The organism is Cytobacillus sp. GQ23, from assembly GCF_059758675.1.
The window spans coordinates 95,317-110,828 of the sequence record NZ_JCAXER010000011.1; the positions used below are offsets into that span (position 1 = coordinate 95,317).

Consider the following 15,512-nt stretch of genomic DNA (forward strand, 5'->3'; position numbering starts at 1 on the left):
AAAAAGGAGGAACCCCCGGAACTAGAGTCAGAACCGGGTCCAACTTCTGACACAAAGAGAAGAAACCCGGTAACTAGAGTCAGAACCGGGTCCAACTTCTGACACAAAGAGAGGCCCTCCCGGAACTAGAGTCAGATCCGGGGTCAACTTCTGACACAAGAGAGGCCCTCCCGGAACTAGAGTCAGACCCGGGGTCAACTTCTGACACAAAGGGAAGAAACCCGGTAACTAGAGTCAGACCCCGGGTCAACTTCTGACACAAAGAGAGGCCCTCCCGGAACTAGAGTCAGAACTCAGGTCAACTTCTGACACAAAGAGAGGCCCTCCCGGAACTAGAGTCAGACCCGGGTCCAACTTCTGACACAAAGAGAGGTCCCCCCGGAACTAGAGTCAGAACTCAGGTTAACTTCTGACACAAAGGGAAGAAACCCGGTAACTAGAGTCAGAACCCGGGTTAACTTCTGACACAAAGAGAGGCCCCCCCGGAACTAGAGTCAGAACCGGGTCCAACTTCTGACACAAAGAGAAGAAACCCGGTAACTAGAGTCAGAACCTGGGTCACCTTCTGACACAAGAGAGGCCCCCCCCCGGAACTAACGTCAAAACCTGCCCAAACTAAAGTAAAGAAATCTAGCACCCAAAGTCTAAACCCGTGATTACTTCCGTACCAAGAACCTAAACTCTCTGCCAAACCCAATCCTCTCACTCAAAATAGGTATTACTGGTGCTGCCCCACATCGAATAATTTTTCTTTAATACCCTGGAGAAAGTTCTTTTGCTAATATCAGCATTACACCATTCATAAATGCTTTGGGTCGTCAGCTTTCTCCCGGGAAAAAGGAGTTTAAATTCCTTTATATTCCGCAGAATGCCCTGTTCTATTTTTTCATGCCTGCCGCATTCTCCGCATACAAGGTCCTTGTTTATACGGTTGAGAAGAGACTGACAAACCTTGCAGTACATCCCTTTTTTCAGCTGGTCAAAGTGATACTCAGGCAACATGGTGTAAGGATTTTTGGTTTGATGGAGTGAAAGTAATTGCTGTGCCAGTTTTCGGTGACCCTCATTTAATTTGGACGGGATATGGTTCAAGTCTTTCAGGAAGCGGTTTATTTGGGTGGGCAAAATAATGGGCTGATCCATGGGGGCTTGGTATAAGGTGAATTCAGGGTTGATAAAAATAACGGAGGCTTCAACAGGGACGTTAGATTGAAGGGTTTGAAGAAGCTGGCGGAATAAGGCAGCACTTCTTTTTAATTGGTATACAGGATTCTTATATTCCCGGCCGGTATTTACGGCATATAACTTGTCTGATTCCAGGTGCCAGTCTCCCTGGAAATTTTTAATTTCTGCTAAATGGATTATTCCTTCTGAAATGATTAAGGAGTCAATTTGAAAATAGGAGTTGTTTACTTCCAGTAAAAGGTCATGAATCACCAGTCTTTCTTCGGTCAGGTTTTCTGCGAGAAGGTCAAATTTTAACTCTCCTTCATAACCTTTTTCAAGGTTTGACCAATGCTGCTTTTCTCTTTCAGTTAACTCCATTCGGGTGTTTAAATATCGCATGGACCTTAATTCATCTGACGGAAATCTTCTTTTTACTAACATTCTCCACTTCCTTTCTTTACCACTATTTTAAAGCAAATTTAAAAAATAACAATTCATATTGCATCCAGCCCAGAGCCCGCTATTTCCTTTTTCCTTCATTTGTGTAAAATGATAATAGACTATTTTGCCCGGGAGGATTTAGATGATTACCATTAAGGAAATAGCAGAAAGGGCGAAGGTTTCTCGGACAACTGTTTCAAGGGTTTTGAATAATTCCGGTTATGTGAGTGAGGACGCGAGGAAAAGGGTCCTTCATGTAATAGAGGAGACCGGTTATGTCCCAAGTGCCCATGCGAAGTCGCTCCGCACGAAAAAAACTAAGGTTATCGGGGTTATTCTCCCAAAGATCAGCACTGAAACGTCAAGCCGTCTGGTTAATGGAATTGATGAAGTATTGGCCGGAGAAGGCTATCAAATTCTGCTTGCTAATACAAATCTTCACGCCGAAAAAGAGATTGAATATATACGGCTTCTTAAAAGCAGGAATGTGGACGGCATGATTCTGTCAGCTACAAACGTGGAGCCGGAATTGATTCGGGAGATCCGTCAACTGAACATCCCATTTATCATGGTGGGGCAGCATGCGGAAGAATTGACGAGTGTCATTTTTGATGAATATCAGGCTGCGCGGGATATGGCAGGCCTGCTAATCCGAAAGGGATATAAAAAAATTGCTTTTATTGGAGTGGATGAGGCTGACCGTGCGGTGGGTTACCTGCGGAAACAAGGGTACCTAGATGCCATGAAGGAGCATCAGCTATCCGTTGAATCGGCCTGGCTTCAGAAGGGGATTTTTGATATTGATTCCGGGTTTAATGGCATGAAGAATATTATGGAATCTGCAGAAGATAAACCGCAGGCAGTCGTGGCTGTGACAGACCGTCTGGCGATTGGCGCCTTACGGTATCTAAGGCAAAATGGCTATTCTGTTCCCGGTGATGTGGCGATTGCAGGTATGGGTGGATCTGAGCTGTCTAAATATATCACCCCGGCCTTAACAACTATTGATTTTTCCTTTGAAGATGCAGGGAGGGAAGCAGCTTTGCTGATTCTGCAAAAAATCAATGGGGAGCATAGCCTGGAAAAAACGCGGAAAATTAATTATAGACTTGTAGAGAGAGAAAGTATATAATGGTCGTGTAATCGATTTCATACGAAAGATTTAATCGATTACACTTTTATTTTCGCTTTTATGGAATCGATTTCACAAAGGGACGTTCCGTTATTTTTTAACCATTATGGAATCGATTCCACAAGACTATAAAAATAGGGGTGAAGAGGATGTCGGAGTATCGTAAAATTGCGGAAGATTTAATAGAAGCAGTCGGCGGCAGGGAAAATATTCAGTCAGTGGCCCACTGCGCAACCAGGCTGCGGCTAATGGTGAATGATCAGGAAAAAATTGATCAGGAAAGAGTTGAAAGCATCAATAAGGTAAAAGGGGCTTTCTTCAATTCGGGCCAATATCAGATTATTTTTGGCACTGGAACCGTTAATAAAGTCTATGAAGAAGTATCCGGCCTGGATATAGATTCCATGTCAGCATCAGAGCAGAAAAAAGAAGCTGTTAAAAGCGGCTCGGCTTTCCAAAGGGCGATCCGGAAATTTGGGGATGTATTTGTGCCGATTATTCCAGTCCTTGTCGCGACAGGGCTCTTTATGGGGCTGCGCGGGCTGGTGATGCAGGAGGAAATCCTTGCTTTATTTGGCATGACAGAAGCTGATGTATCAGAAAATTTCATCTTATTTACTCAGGTACTGACGGATACGGCGTTTATTTTCCTTCCGGCTCTTGTCGCCTGGTCAACCTTTAGAGTGTTTGGCGGGACCCCAATCATTGGTTTAATCCTGGGGTTGATGCTTGTCAGTCCTTCCCTCCCAAATGCATGGGATGTAGCAGGCGGAGGAGTTGAACCGATTTACTTCTTTGGGTTTATTCCGATTGTCGGCTATCAGGCCTCTGTCCTTCCAGCCTTTATTGCCGGGATTATTGGGGCAAAACTGGAGAGGGCTATTCGAAAACGGGTGCCGGATGCGCTGGATTTAATTATTACCCCGTTCTTAACCCTCCTGATCATGATTGGATTAGCGCTTCTGGTCATTGGGCCTATATTCCATATAGTGGAGCAAAGCATACTGGATGTTACCATCACAGTGCTCTCATGGCCGTTCGGAATCAGCGGAATCTTGATTGGAGGACTTAATCAGCTAATCGTTATCACTGGTGTTCATCATATTTTCAACATGCTGGAGATACAGCTGCTGGCTCAATATAAAAGCAACCCATACAACGCAATTATTACATGTTCCGTTGCAGCCCAAGGCGGTGCAACGTTAGCAGTTGCTTTAAAAACAAAATCAGCCAAGTTAAAGGCACTGGCTTTCCCATCCGCTATATCTGCGTTTTTGGGAATAACCGAGCCGGCATTGTTCGGTGTCAATCTGCGCTACGGCAAGCCGTTTCTTATGGGACTGATTGGCGGAGCTGCCGGAGGTTTCGTTGCCTCCCTGCTGCAGCTGAAAGCGACAGGAATGGCTGTGACCGTTATTCCTGGTACCCTCCTTTACTTGAACGGCCAGGTTCTCCTGTACATTTTAGTCAATGTGATTGCCCTCGCAGTAGCCTTCGCTCTGACATGGATGTTTGGATTCTCGGATAAAGCAAAGAAAGAAGTGGAACAGGGACAGTAACAGAAATATCAACAGCAAGGATGTTCTAATATGACGGATATAGATTTATTCAAGAAAGCCCGCATGGAGGCAGAAAAAAACAGTCACTTGGTCAATCAGGATCCCTGCCGGCTGAAGTATCATCTCATGCCGCCTGTCGGATTACTGAATGATCCGAATGGCTTAATACAATTCAAGGGTGTTTATCATGTGTTTTATCAATGGAACCCGTTTGAGACTGCCCATGGTGCAAAGTATTGGGGACATTACTCATCCAGGGATCTCATCCACTGGCAGGAGGAGCCGATCGCGCTCGCTCCTGATCAGTGGTATGACCGGAATGGCTGCTATTCTGGAAGTGCGATAGAGCATGATGGAAAGCTGTATCTCTTTTATACAGGAAATGTGAAAACGGAGGATGGCAAGCGGGAAACGTATCAGTGTCTTGCTGTTTCTGAGGATGGTGTCCATTTTGAAAAGAAAGGGCCAGTCCTGGAGCTGCCAAAAGGGTATACAGCTCATTTCCGGGATCCAAAGGTCTGGGAAAAGGATGGGCACTTCTATATGGTAGTTGGAGCGCAGACCCTTGAGCAGAAGGGGGCTGCTGTCCTCTTTGCATCAAAGGATTTACACCATTGGCAGGAAAAAGGGAAGATTGCCGGCGCAAAAATGAATGGACTTGAAGAGTTTGGCTATATGTGGGAATGCCCGGATTTATTTGAGCTTGATGGACAGGAGATACTCCTTGTCTCACCGCAGGGACTTGAGCCCAGCGGATATGAGTACCATAATCTCTTTCAATCGGGATATTTTTCCGGAAAGCTCGATTACGAAAAAGCGAAGTTTACACATGGTTCTTTTACTGAGCTGGATCGCGGCTTTGATTTTTATGCTCCGCAAACCTTTAAAGATGATTCAGGAAGAAGGATTCTTTATGGGTGGATGGGCATTACAGATGAAGCTGAATCCAGCCAGCCGACGGTCCGTTATCGCTGGGTCCATGCATTGACCATGCCAAGAGTGCTGAATATGAAAAACGGAAGGCTCATACAGACTCCTGTGGAAGAATTTAAAAAGCTCCGCAAAGATAAAACGGAGCTCCATGACGTGGAGATAAAAGGTGAAAGGCTGCAGCTGGAGGGCATAAGCGGAAAAACGGCTGAGCTTATGCTGAACTTACCTATGCACATAAGGGGTATGTTCAAAGTGGATTTCCGCAATGAGGTTTCTCTTATTTATTATCCGGACCAAAAGGTAATCCAGCTGCAAAGAAGAAATGTAAAATCAGGAATGCAGGAGTCAAGAACCTGCAAGATTTCAAGTCTATCCAGCCTGCATGTATTTATGGACCACTCTTCACTGGAGATCTTCGTAAATGGAGGAGAGGAAGTATTTACCGCACGGTATTTTCCTGATTCTGACGATGAAACGATTTTCTTTAGCGGGGATGCGGGCGTTTCGGTATCCTTGTGGGAGATGGGGGGAAAATAACTTTTTTATGAGGTGTGCTATGAAAGGAGTTCTATGTTTAGGGGAAGCTCTGATAGACTTTATCCCCCTTGATTTTGAAAATACTGCTTATCAAAAGGCTCCAGGCGGGGCACCGGCCAATGTTTCGGTTGGAGTCTCGAAGCTTGGAGGAAAGGCTGCCTTTATTGGGAAAGTCGGCAACGATGTGCTTGGGCATTTTCTTAAGGAGACCCTGGAGGGATATGGGGTTCATACCCAATATATGAAATTGACGGATGTGGCGCGGACAGGCCTTACGTTTGTGACATTAGAGCCCACTGGTGAACGGGATTTTAGTTTTTACATTAACCCAAGCGCAGATCGGTTCCTGAATAAAGACGAGATTGATTGGAACATTTTCGAAGAATACAGGATTTTTCACTTTGGCTCGATTTCACTCATTCATGAGCCTTCAAGAACTGCAGCCCTTCAAGCAGTGAAGAGGGCTAAGGAAATGGATATGCTTATTTCCTATGATCCCAATCTCCGCATAGGATTATGGGATTCCGAGGAAAGGGCAAAAGCAGAAATACTGGGTGCGCTTCCCTATGCCGATATTGTAAAAATTTCAGAGGAGGAGCTCACCTTTTTAACCGGATGCAATCATATGGAAGAGGGAATATCCCGGTTTCCTGAAAATAAGCTGACAATCGTTACATTGGGCGGCGATGGCTGCATCTTCCGCTATAAAGATGAGATCGGGAGAATTCCAGCCTTGCCCTACAAGGTGGTGGATACCACGGGTGCCGGAGATGCATTCGTTTCCGGACTTCTCTATTGCATAAATGAATCATCTAAAGCTTTTGAGGATCATTCGCTGGATGAGATGGCTTCCATGATTCGCTTTGCAAATGTGTCAGGAGGACTCGCCGTAACCAAAAAAGGCGCTATGACTGGTCTTCCCAGCCTGAGTGAAGTGCAGGAAATTCTAAAAAAGGCATAAAGGTACCAAACAGCAGACAAAACTTCCAATACTGGAATCGTTTTATCTGCTGTTTTTGTTCCTCCATACTCCGCCCTCTTTCTAATTTGTCTAAAATAGTATATAATTATCAGATAATGCTAGCTATCTTACCCTAACAATTATTATAATAGAATAGAATGTGTATTTTGTGTGACGGAAAAGGTGCGTCCTTAGGTGATGCCTTTCAAGTGGTGATGCCTGAGTAAAGCGCCTGCAGTTTTTGGCAAAATTCTGGGATAAGGAAGGGTTTATAATGAGCAGCGTACAGAACAAAACAGACGTTATCTTAATTGGTGCCGGAATCATGAGCGCGACTTTGGGGTCTTTACTGAAAGAATTAGCACCTGAATGGGAAATCAAAGTGTTTGAAAAGCTCGCTAGCGCAGGAGAAGAAAGCTCTAACGAATGGAATAATGCAGGGACGGGACATGCTGCATTGTGCGAGCTTAACTATACATCCGAAAAATCTGATGGGTCAATAGATATCGCTAAAGCGATTAATGTAAATGAACAATTTCAGCTTTCCAGACAGTTTTGGTCATATCTGGTAGAAAACAACCTGATTACTAATCCGCAGGACTTTATTATGCCAATTCCTCATATGAGCTTTGTTCAGGGGGAAAAAAATGTTTCGTTTTTGAAAAAACGATTGGAAGCGCTGTCAGCTAATCCGCTGTTTCAGGGCATGGAATTTTCCGATGATCCAAAGAAGCTTAAGGAATGGATCCCGGTGATGATGGAAGGCCGTGAGTCGGATGAGCCGATTGCAGCCACAAAAATCGACTCTGGAACGGATGTCAACTTCGGTGCGTTAACGCGCATGCTGTTTGACCATTTAAAGAATAAAAATGTTAATGTCCATTACAAGCATAGCGTTGAGGATTTGAAGCGTGGCGGCAATGCATCATGGAATGTAAAAGTGAAAAATATAGAGAGCGGCACAATTGAAAACCATGAGGCGAAGTTTGTCTTTATCGGCGGAGGCGGTGGAAGCCTGCATCTGCTTCAGAAGACGGGCATCCCTGAATCCAAGCATATTGGCGGATTCCCGGTAAGTGGACTGTTCCTTGTCTGCAATAATCCGGAAATCGTCGAGAAGCATCATGCGAAGGTGTACGGAAAAGCCAAAGTAGGTGCTCCTCCAATGTCTGTGCCGCATCTGGATACAAGATTTATTGATAACAAAAAATCCTTGCTGTTTGGCCCGTTTGCCGGCTTTTCGCCGAAGTTCTTGAAAGCAGGCTCCAATATGGACCTGATCAAGTCCGTTAAGCCAAATAATGTCATCACCATGCTGGCTGCAGGTGCAAAGGAAATGGCGCTGACAAAATACCTGATTCAGCAGGTCATGCTTTCGCATGAACAGCGCGTAGAGGAACTGCGTGAGTTCATTCCAAACGCAAAGAGTGAAGACTGGAGTGTCGTTGTGGCAGGCCAGCGTGTACAGGTCATCAAGGATACACCAGCTGGAAAAGGAACCCTGCAGTTTGGCACAGAGGTAGTCAGTGCGTCTGACGGCACGGTTGCTGCTCTGCTCGGAGCTTCACCGGGTGCTTCAACAGCCGTGAATGTCATGCTTGAGGTATTGCAGAAGTGCTTCCCTGAGAAAATGGACGAGTGGCACTTTAAAATTAAGAAAATGATTCCGTCCTACGGCATGTCACTATCTGAACACCCTGAGCTGTTCCGTGAGATTCATGAATCCACAGGGCAGGTGCTGGGTCTAAGCGAAAAGGAAAAACAGCAGGAGCTTGCTTATAGCTAAAAGTTGGAGAACCTTGATCCGAAGGATGAAGGTTCTTTTTTTGTGGGAGACTGGATGATTATTTTCCCATAAAAAGCCCCATATCACTTTTGATATGCTACATTAAAGAAAAATAATTTGATGAGGTATTCCCCCTTGAAATCGGAATTGACAGCTTATATTACGCTTATTTGTACATCTGGCGTGTTTAATTTGTGCTTATGTGCTTATGTTTTTGCCAAACAGCATCAGTATACTCATATCGCCCGGCTATTTATGATTTATACGGCATCCATTACGATTTATTGCTTTGCTTCTGCATTCGGCCTGATGTCGTCGACTCTTGAGGAAATTAAGTTCTGGACCACTGCACTCTATACAGGGATGGCCTTTTCTCCGCCTTTGGGACTGTTGTTCATCATGCAGTATCTGGGATTTAGAATAACGTTAAGACGCTGTATGGCTCTGCTTATTCTCCCCTTTATTACGCTTCTTATGGTTGCTGCTAATGATTGGCATCATCTTCATTATCGGGTTTTTGAGATCGATCCGCTGCTGGGTGCGCCTTATGTTTATCAGGAAATTGGCAGATGGTATATGATTCATGGCGTGTATACCTTCTCCTGCATGTTTGTGGCATTTCTGCTGGTTCTCTCTCATTGGAAAGAAACTGCGAAAATCTATCGCCCGCAGCTGATCGCCATCGCGTTCGGACAGCTGGTTCCTATGGTGACTGCATTTATCTATCTAGTCGGATTCACGCCTCCAGGAATCGACCCGGTTCCAATGATCCTATGGCTATCTTCACTTCTATATTTCTGGTCGATCAGCTCATCACGGCTATTTACCGTTATGCCCTTTGCCAAAGATGCAATTTTTAACAGCATTAATGATGGTGTTATTGTACTGGATGAGTCCAACAGAATTATTGAGTCCAATCAGGCGTGCAAAAGAATGTTTCCGCCATTGGACAGACTTATGTATGGACAGGATTTTGAAAAGATGTGGCCGAAGATGGCAGACATCGCATTCCCTTTTAGACTAGAGGAAGCTGACAATACTCAGGAAATTGAGCTGGATGCTTCGGGTCCTGTCAAACGGACTTATCAGGTCCGCATCTCGTCTTTACAGCATGTCCATAAGAGAAAGGGACTGCTCATTATTTTTACAGATATTACGGAGTTAAAAAGCTTACAGCTTCAGCTGGAGCATCAAGCCTATTATGATGAACTTACCCGGATTTATAACCGCCGGGCCTTTTTTCAGCAAAGCACCCGTCAGTTCGCTGAGGCTATAAAGACGGCTGCCCCTTTTTCCGTTATTCTTTTGGATATTGATCATTTTAAACATGTTAATGATACGTATGGACATTCCGTTGGTGACCAGGTTCTGGTGCATGCCGCAGCTGTTTGCCAATCCCAGCTGAAGAAGGAGGAACTGTTTGCCCGTTATGGCGGCGAGGAGTTTGTACTGGCCGTAGCAGGATGCACAGAGTCTGAAGCCGCAGAAGTGGCTGAACGGCTGCGCAGCTGTCTCCAATCACATCCGCTCGTGACAGAGACTAAAACCATTCCGGTCACGCTGAGCCTGGGTGTGGCCCAGGCAGATAAAGAGTCGGAGGAGACTCTATACCAGCTTCTGAACCGTGCGGACAAAGCATTATATGCGGCCAAGCAGGCAGGACGCAATTGCGTGCATGTCTATACGAAATTATGATGGCATTAAGGCTCCCGTGCATAGGATGGGAGCCTATTTATGTCTCTTTTCAGCGAGTAATGCGGGCTTTAAGATAAATGGAAAAAAGGCGTAAAAACCCCGCCGGAAAGCCATGCAACCCCTGCGTGCGCCCCCCAGCAACCATTCCTATCTTTACTTTTGACCCAAAAAATTACCATAATGAGATGATCGACTTTGAGAAAGGTGATAGCGAATATGATTTTTGCGGAAAAGCTGAAAAAGGAGAGGAAAGAGAAAGGCTGGTCACAGGAGGAACTGGCTGAAAAGCTGTTTGTGAGCCGCCAGTCTGTTTCAAAATGGGAAAATGGCCAGAACTACCCCAGCATTGAAATCATTATTAAACTGAGTGATCTATTTGGAGTTACAATTGATGAATTATTAAGGAGTGACGGGGAATTGACAGAGAAAGTGATAAAGGACAGCAGGCAGCTTGCTTATCCAAGAATGAAAGTGTTTTTTGAAATTTTATTTATGATCGGGCTGGCTATGCTGCTCATTAAACTGGGCATTTTAGGACTTAATCATTTTACAGATTTGGAAATCCCTCTGCGCGGATCGTTTTTCTGGAATTTTGGACCGCTGGTACTCATGCTCGGCGGGGGAATTGTCTCTGACACGTTAAAAAAGAAATATAAAAAGGAATAACAATCCTGCATTTCCGTGCATGTATTGTCGGGTTCACACCAGCGGCTCCTGCTAATCTATAGATACAAGGAGGTCATCGATATGGATTTGCTGCAAAATATGAATCGAGCGATGAGGTATATTGAAGAGCATTTAATGGATGAGATCGACTTCAAAGAAGCAGCAAGGATTTCGTGTTGCTCAGAATACCATTTTAAGCGAATGTTTTCGTTTCTCGCCGGGGTAACGCTTGCCGAGTATATCCGGAGGAGGCGGCTGACTTTGGCTGCCTTTGATCTGAAGGATAAGAATGCCAAGATCATTGATGTAGCGCTCCAATATGGATATAGCTCGCCGGATTCGTTTACGAGGGCATTCCAGCAGCTTCATGGCATTACTCCTTCAGAAGCGAGGAGCAATGGCCATGCCCTTAAGGCTTATCCTCCGATGACTTTCCATTTATCTATTAAGGGAGGAACTGAAATGAATTATCGTATAGAAGAAAAAAAGGCCTTTAGGATTGTGGGTTTAAAAAAACGGGTACCGATTATTTTTAACGGGGTGAATCCGGAGATTGCAGCCATGTGGAAGAGCCTGGATGAAAAAATGATTCAAAAGCTCAAAGGGTTATCTGATACAGAGCCATTTGGCCTGATCAGTGCTTCAGCCAATTTTTCGGAAGGAAGAATGGAGGAAAAGGGTGAGCTTGACCACTTTATCGGAGCTGCCACCGTTCAGGAATGTCCGGAGGGAATGTCATCACTTGAGGTTCCAGCCTGTTCATGGGCTGTCTTTGAAGCAGTGGGGCCGTTTCCGGAAACGCTTCAGAATGTTTGGGGAAGAATCTACTCAGAATGGTTCCCTTCATCCTCTTACCAGCAAGTAGAAGGGCCGGAAATTCTATGGAATGAAAGCAAAGATACCGCTTCTCCCACCTTCCGCAGTGAAATCTGGATTCCGGTTGCGAAAAAGTAGGTCCCTTTTTAGAGCGCCTGACCATAGTTTTGGTCAAGGCGCTTTCGCTTTTCTATTCTTTCAGCCGATCCGGCAATCCCTGGATTGAGGACACGACCACATCAAGCTTGGCTTCAATCCGGCTCAGCAGAAAAAGCGTGACCACAATCGGGAAGCCGAGTTCGCTGATCAGGGTGACCATTTGTTCCATTAGGCATGCTCCTTTCTTTATAGCTTAAAAAGGCCGGTTTCTAAGAATCCGGCCTCATTTCCTTACACTAACTCATAATCTTTTACATTGCGTTCTATTAATCTGGCATCCTTAATAGAAACAAAGTCCCCGCCATTGCCGTCAAATGCATTAGCTGCAATGATCTGTTCCATCGCTGCCTTAACCGCAGCTGGATTAATCGGCTCCTTCGGGCTGTCAACCGATAATTTGGTTTCCTTGCCCAGTTCCGTTACAAATGTCATTTCAAGTGTCTTTGCCATTCCTTTCACCTCCCACATCGTTATTTCCAACCGGGATTAGCCTAAAATATTGAAGCTGTCATTTCTGTTCAGCTCTGACAGCGGGTAGCTGGATAATCCGGCGATTGCCTGTCCCACTGTGAAAAGCTGGTCCGCGGTAGCGGATTGCTTCACGCTGTTATAGGTTTTTGATTTATAGACAGGTTTGCCCTGTCCGTTCAATCCTGTTTCAAAAACCAGGCGAAGCTTAGAAGTAGTGATGATTGCCTGTGCCATTTCTGCTCACCTCCTTTTCACCTATATAATCGAAATGAAGGCTGAAAAAAGACATGGTGCCCGATAAAAATTTTTAGTTTTGCGGAATAGTAGTCCTAAGTTTTATCAGGGCTCCTTTTTTCCAGGCTTTTACCGCTGAAACAGTTACTCCCTGCTGTGCAGCGATCTCTTTGGTTGACAAATCAAGGAGGAAAGTCGAAAGCACCCATATGGTCTGGTTTTGGGTGAGGCTGCTGCAGTAAGAAAGAAGCTTCTCTTTTTCGAGAGGCTGGAATGTATAGACAGATTCCACTGATGACCAGAATTCCTCACTAAGGGTGACAGCGCTGTTTTTCTGCATCCTGGTTTTTCTCAACTCATCAATGAGTCCCTGTTTAACGATGGAATAAGCAAACGTCAAAAAGTTTCCCCTTGAAGGATCAAATAGTTTCCACGCCTCCCAAAGACGAATCAGGCCAATTTGAAAATAGTCTTCCTGATTTTGATAAATGTTTAAAGACCGTATAATCTGGTGAATCATCGGTTCAAATTGCACTGCCACTTGCTCAAAGCTTTCCATGCTGGATTCCCTTCAGGAAAGCGCGCTTTCAAAGTATTCCCGGGTAGCTCAAATATAGGTTTTTTATCCTATTTTTGCGAATTGGGCAAAAGCCGTAAATCGGCCGTTTAGACCCCTTAACTCAGGAATTAAGGGGTCTAATTCCGGAGTTAGGGGGTCTAACTTGAGAATTACGGGCATTAAGCAAGTTTTTTTTATTTTTTATAAAAAAATTCCGCGAAAACATCTTTTTCATACGCTGAAAAGCCCATTTCGTATAATTCTTCGTAGTATTGTTCTTCAAATTTTTTCGTTACAATCCCATAGAAATACGCGATAGGACGGGCTATTGAAGAGGTTTTCATTTTCCGGATCAGCTGTTGAAAAGCCTGAATCGCTAAATCCTGTACAACGTTCACATTTTGTTCACAATTATGTTTATAGGCAGCAATGGCTGTCATTTTCCAGAATTCCTCGATCTGCTTTGCTTCCGGGAAAAAGTATTGGACAAGCTCGGTGAATGCTCTTGGAACACGATCACTGGTAAAGCGGTAATCAAGTTCGGTTTCGTTACGTTTAGTAATCTTTTGATGGTTATTAGTTTTAGAAAGATTGATAGTTTTAGGGTGGTCCATTTTTTCCTTTTTGGGTGGCCCACTTTGGGGAAAACGATTAAATACATATAAGTTGCTGGATTGCGAGCCATTTTTTCTTTCTGTTTCATGAACAGTGAAAATGCCGAGACTTATGGCTTTTGCAATCATTCTTTTAAAAGTAGAGCGTGAAATGCCATTGCCGCTGTATTCAGCATGAATGGCTTTTAAAACGGTCCCGATCTTTGCATTGGAAACACCGGGAACCTTCGCGGCAAAACGGATAAGCCGTTTCAGCCCAACAAGTTCTCCTTTTGAAAACTTAATTTTATATACGGCCAGCCACATTTCCAGATGGGCATTAAATTCCTGAAGGTCTTTAAACTGAGAAAACTGTTCAAACTGGTTCACACTGCCTGATTTAAGATTCATATCTTTGCACCGCCCTTTCATCACTGATAATCGAAATGAAAGGGGGAAAACGACAGGGGGATTAGAGAGAGTTGTGACAGAATGGTGAAAACTACAACCGAATTATTGATATAAAAATATCTTCAAAGTTCCTTTGCTGTCCAGGGTAGCTAACAGAACATTATTTATTTCCGTCTGATAAAAACGCTGTAGATGGGCGATTAGCCATCCTTCATCCTTTTGCATGGTTTGCAGTGTTTGTTTATCCACTTTACCTTCTTTAATAATCGTTCTTGGCAAATCAAATGGTTCCGCACTCCTTTGAAGGTATGCAGGTGTAATAGGTTCATATTTGGGATCTAAAAAGAACGAAATATTCCCGCTCGGTTCCCACAGAGCCAGCGCCACCTTTTTGACATCTTCCACTTTTTTCTCCCGCAGTTCCTCCAGAAGCACATCAATAGAAATCCTTGCTTTGTTTAAGCCTTTGTATAGGATTTCGCCATTCTGCACGACGGTGATGGGCTTGCTATTCACCAGATTTCTGACTGCCGGCCATTTCAGTACACTGAATAAACTGATCAGGTAAAGTATTACCAGCACAATCGTTGTAATCATGGAGCCTTTTAATCCAAGCTCCTCATCTGATAAGGGATGGGCAATAATGTTGCCTATGACGAAAGCCATTACTAAATCAAGGAGCCTTAATTGGGAAATAGCACGCTGCCCCAGCACCCGGACGACAATAACTAAGAAGAAATAAGAGATGACAGCCCTGAGTCCCCACTCCAAAGCAGAAAGCGAGTGCTGACTGTGTATAAAATCCATCTGTGGCACATCCTTTAATCTGAGTAAAAAAATAGTATAGCCTTATACAAGTGTTTTCCTATCCGGGTGCAAATATTCAAAAGGGAGGAAGGCGGCGAATTAGTAAACATACATAGAAGAGGGGTCTTTTAGAAAAACTAGCCAAAAGGAGGTTACTTATATGAAAAAATTATTATTGATGCTTTTACTATCGCTTTCTTTCGTAACGTTAACGGGCTGCGGAAACGATGAAAAGCCTGAGGAAGACGAACAGGTTGAAGACGTAGAAGAAGAGGATGAAATCGGTGATGGGGAAATTGATGATGAGTAATAAGCTGCTTGGTTTGGACTAAAAAAAGCAGGGGAGGCCGGGGGTAGAGTCGGGACCAGGTCCACCTTCGGACATAAAAGGAGAGAAAACGCGAGATAGAGTCGGAACTTGGTCCACCTTCGGACACAAAAGGTGGGAACCCGCGAGATAAAGTCGGAACTTGGTCCAGCTTCAGACACAAAAGGTGGGAATCCGCGAGATAGAGTCGGAACTTGGTCCACCTTCGGACACAAAAGGCAGGGTATCGCGAGATAGAGTCGGAACTTGGTCTACCT

Annotated in this window: 16 protein-coding genes; 9 read left to right on the forward strand and 7 right to left on the reverse strand. The window is 44.5% G+C overall.

What is annotated here, in order from left to right:
• Window positions 1-702 precede the first annotated feature (702 nt).
• Window positions 703-1,608, reverse strand: coding sequence for a nuclease-related domain-containing protein (locus AC6CHU_RS11235; RefSeq protein WP_498121652.1), 906 nt, complete (start codon window positions 1,606-1,608; stop codon window positions 703-705).
• Window positions 1,609-1,750: 142 nt separating this feature from the next.
• Between AC6CHU_RS11235 and AC6CHU_RS11240 the strand changes: the two genes are divergently transcribed.
• From AC6CHU_RS11240 to AC6CHU_RS11275, 8 genes are all read left to right on the forward strand, one after another.
• A complete protein-coding gene (locus tag AC6CHU_RS11240; RefSeq protein WP_498121654.1) occupies window positions 1,751-2,740 on the forward strand; it encodes a LacI family DNA-binding transcriptional regulator in 990 nt (329 codons plus the stop codon).
• Window positions 2,741-2,889: 149 nt separating this feature from the next.
• The gene (locus AC6CHU_RS11245; RefSeq protein WP_159863570.1) at window positions 2,890-4,299 is read left to right on the forward strand and encodes a sucrose-specific PTS transporter subunit IIBC; all 1,410 of its coding nucleotides are present in this window, start codon (window positions 2,890-2,892) and stop codon (window positions 4,297-4,299) included.
• A gap of 30 nt (window positions 4,300-4,329) precedes the next feature.
• On the forward strand, window positions 4,330-5,769 hold the full coding sequence (locus tag AC6CHU_RS11250) for a glycoside hydrolase family 32 protein (RefSeq protein WP_498121656.1): 1,440 nt from the start codon (window positions 4,330-4,332) through the stop codon (window positions 5,767-5,769).
• Window positions 5,770-5,788: 19 nt separating this feature from the next.
• Window positions 5,789-6,730 (forward strand): PfkB family carbohydrate kinase, encoded by a 942-nt coding sequence (locus AC6CHU_RS11255; RefSeq protein WP_498121658.1) that lies wholly within the window; start codon window positions 5,789-5,791, stop codon window positions 6,728-6,730.
• A 274-nt stretch (window positions 6,731-7,004) separates the two neighbouring features.
• Window positions 7,005-8,516 (forward strand): malate:quinone oxidoreductase, encoded by a 1,512-nt coding sequence (locus AC6CHU_RS11260; RefSeq protein ID WP_159863567.1) that lies wholly within the window; start codon window positions 7,005-7,007, stop codon window positions 8,514-8,516.
• A 120-nt stretch (window positions 8,517-8,636) separates the two neighbouring features.
• Window positions 8,637-10,211 (forward strand): sensor domain-containing diguanylate cyclase, encoded by a 1,575-nt coding sequence (locus AC6CHU_RS11265; protein WP_498121660.1) that lies wholly within the window; start codon window positions 8,637-8,639, stop codon window positions 10,209-10,211.
• 216 nt (window positions 10,212-10,427) lie between these two features.
• Window positions 10,428-10,877: a helix-turn-helix domain-containing protein gene (locus AC6CHU_RS11270; RefSeq protein WP_159863565.1), complete on the forward strand. Its 450-nt coding sequence runs from the start codon at window positions 10,428-10,430 to the stop codon at window positions 10,875-10,877.
• 81 nt (window positions 10,878-10,958) lie between these two features.
• Window positions 10,959-11,831: an AraC family transcriptional regulator gene (locus tag AC6CHU_RS11275; RefSeq protein ID WP_159863564.1), complete on the forward strand. Its 873-nt coding sequence runs from the start codon at window positions 10,959-10,961 to the stop codon at window positions 11,829-11,831.
• A 52-nt stretch (window positions 11,832-11,883) separates the two neighbouring features.
• Here AC6CHU_RS11275 and AC6CHU_RS11280 read toward each other — a convergent pair whose 3' ends face one another.
• From AC6CHU_RS11280 to AC6CHU_RS11305, 6 genes are all read right to left on the reverse strand, one after another.
• Window positions 11,884-12,021, reverse strand: a complete 138-nt coding sequence (locus AC6CHU_RS11280) for a YvrJ family protein (protein WP_159863563.1) — start codon at window positions 12,019-12,021, stop codon at window positions 11,884-11,886.
• A gap of 62 nt (window positions 12,022-12,083) precedes the next feature.
• Window positions 12,084-12,302 (reverse strand): DUF2922 domain-containing protein, encoded by a 219-nt coding sequence (locus AC6CHU_RS11285; protein ID WP_159863562.1) that lies wholly within the window; start codon window positions 12,300-12,302, stop codon window positions 12,084-12,086.
• Window positions 12,303-12,338: 36 nt separating this feature from the next.
• Window positions 12,339-12,557, reverse strand: coding sequence for a DUF1659 domain-containing protein (locus AC6CHU_RS11290; RefSeq protein WP_159863561.1), 219 nt, complete (start codon window positions 12,555-12,557; stop codon window positions 12,339-12,341).
• A 73-nt stretch (window positions 12,558-12,630) separates the two neighbouring features.
• On the reverse strand, window positions 12,631-13,116 hold the full coding sequence (locus AC6CHU_RS11295; RefSeq protein ID WP_159863560.1) for a sigma-70 family RNA polymerase sigma factor: 486 nt from the start codon (window positions 13,114-13,116) through the stop codon (window positions 12,631-12,633).
• A 194-nt stretch (window positions 13,117-13,310) separates the two neighbouring features.
• A complete protein-coding gene (locus AC6CHU_RS11300; protein WP_159863559.1) occupies window positions 13,311-14,120 on the reverse strand; it encodes a hypothetical protein in 810 nt (269 codons plus the stop codon).
• A 102-nt stretch (window positions 14,121-14,222) separates the two neighbouring features.
• On the reverse strand, window positions 14,223-14,927 hold the full coding sequence (locus AC6CHU_RS11305; RefSeq protein ID WP_251283851.1) for a DUF421 domain-containing protein: 705 nt from the start codon (window positions 14,925-14,927) through the stop codon (window positions 14,223-14,225).
• Window positions 14,928-15,087: 160 nt separating this feature from the next.
• Here AC6CHU_RS11305 and AC6CHU_RS11310 point away from each other — a divergent pair, with 160 nt between their 5' ends.
• Window positions 15,088-15,237 (forward strand): hypothetical protein, encoded by a 150-nt coding sequence (locus tag AC6CHU_RS11310; RefSeq protein WP_201306513.1) that lies wholly within the window; start codon window positions 15,088-15,090, stop codon window positions 15,235-15,237.
• Window positions 15,238-15,512: the final 275 nt, after the last annotated feature.

Coding starts and splice junctions, on each gene's coding strand:
- AC6CHU_RS11255 (WP_498121658.1), top strand. CDS start 5,789: ATGAAAGGAGTTCTATGTTTAGGGGAAGCTCTGATAGACTTTATCCCC.
- AC6CHU_RS11240 (WP_498121654.1), top strand. CDS start 1,751: ATGATTACCATTAAGGAAATAGCAGAAAGGGCGAAGGTTTCTCGGACA.
- AC6CHU_RS11260 (WP_159863567.1), top strand. CDS start 7,005: ATGAGCAGCGTACAGAACAAAACAGACGTTATCTTAATTGGTGCCGGA.
- AC6CHU_RS11285 (WP_159863562.1), bottom strand. CDS start 12,302: ATGGCAAAGACACTTGAAATGACATTTGTAACGGAACTGGGCAAGGAA.
- AC6CHU_RS11235 (WP_498121652.1), bottom strand. CDS start 1,608: ATGTTAGTAAAAAGAAGATTTCCGTCAGATGAATTAAGGTCCATGCGA.
- AC6CHU_RS11245 (WP_159863570.1), top strand. CDS start 2,890: ATGTCGGAGTATCGTAAAATTGCGGAAGATTTAATAGAAGCAGTCGGC.
- AC6CHU_RS11305 (WP_251283851.1), bottom strand. CDS start 14,927: ATGGATTTTATACACAGTCAGCACTCGCTTTCTGCTTTGGAGTGGGGA.
- AC6CHU_RS11280 (WP_159863563.1), bottom strand. CDS start 12,021: ATGGAACAAATGGTCACCCTGATCAGCGAACTCGGCTTCCCGATTGTG.
- AC6CHU_RS11295 (WP_159863560.1), bottom strand. CDS start 13,116: ATGGAAAGCTTTGAGCAAGTGGCAGTGCAATTTGAACCGATGATTCAC.
- AC6CHU_RS11265 (WP_498121660.1), top strand. CDS start 8,637: ATGAGGTATTCCCCCTTGAAATCGGAATTGACAGCTTATATTACGCTT.
- AC6CHU_RS11300 (WP_159863559.1), bottom strand. CDS start 14,120: ATGAATCTTAAATCAGGCAGTGTGAACCAGTTTGAACAGTTTTCTCAG.
- AC6CHU_RS11310 (WP_201306513.1), top strand. CDS start 15,088: ATGAAAAAATTATTATTGATGCTTTTACTATCGCTTTCTTTCGTAACG.
- AC6CHU_RS11290 (WP_159863561.1), bottom strand. CDS start 12,557: ATGGCACAGGCAATCATCACTACTTCTAAGCTTCGCCTGGTTTTTGAA.
- AC6CHU_RS11270 (WP_159863565.1), top strand. CDS start 10,428: ATGATTTTTGCGGAAAAGCTGAAAAAGGAGAGGAAAGAGAAAGGCTGG.
- AC6CHU_RS11250 (WP_498121656.1), top strand. CDS start 4,330: ATGACGGATATAGATTTATTCAAGAAAGCCCGCATGGAGGCAGAAAAA.
- AC6CHU_RS11275 (WP_159863564.1), top strand. CDS start 10,959: ATGGATTTGCTGCAAAATATGAATCGAGCGATGAGGTATATTGAAGAG.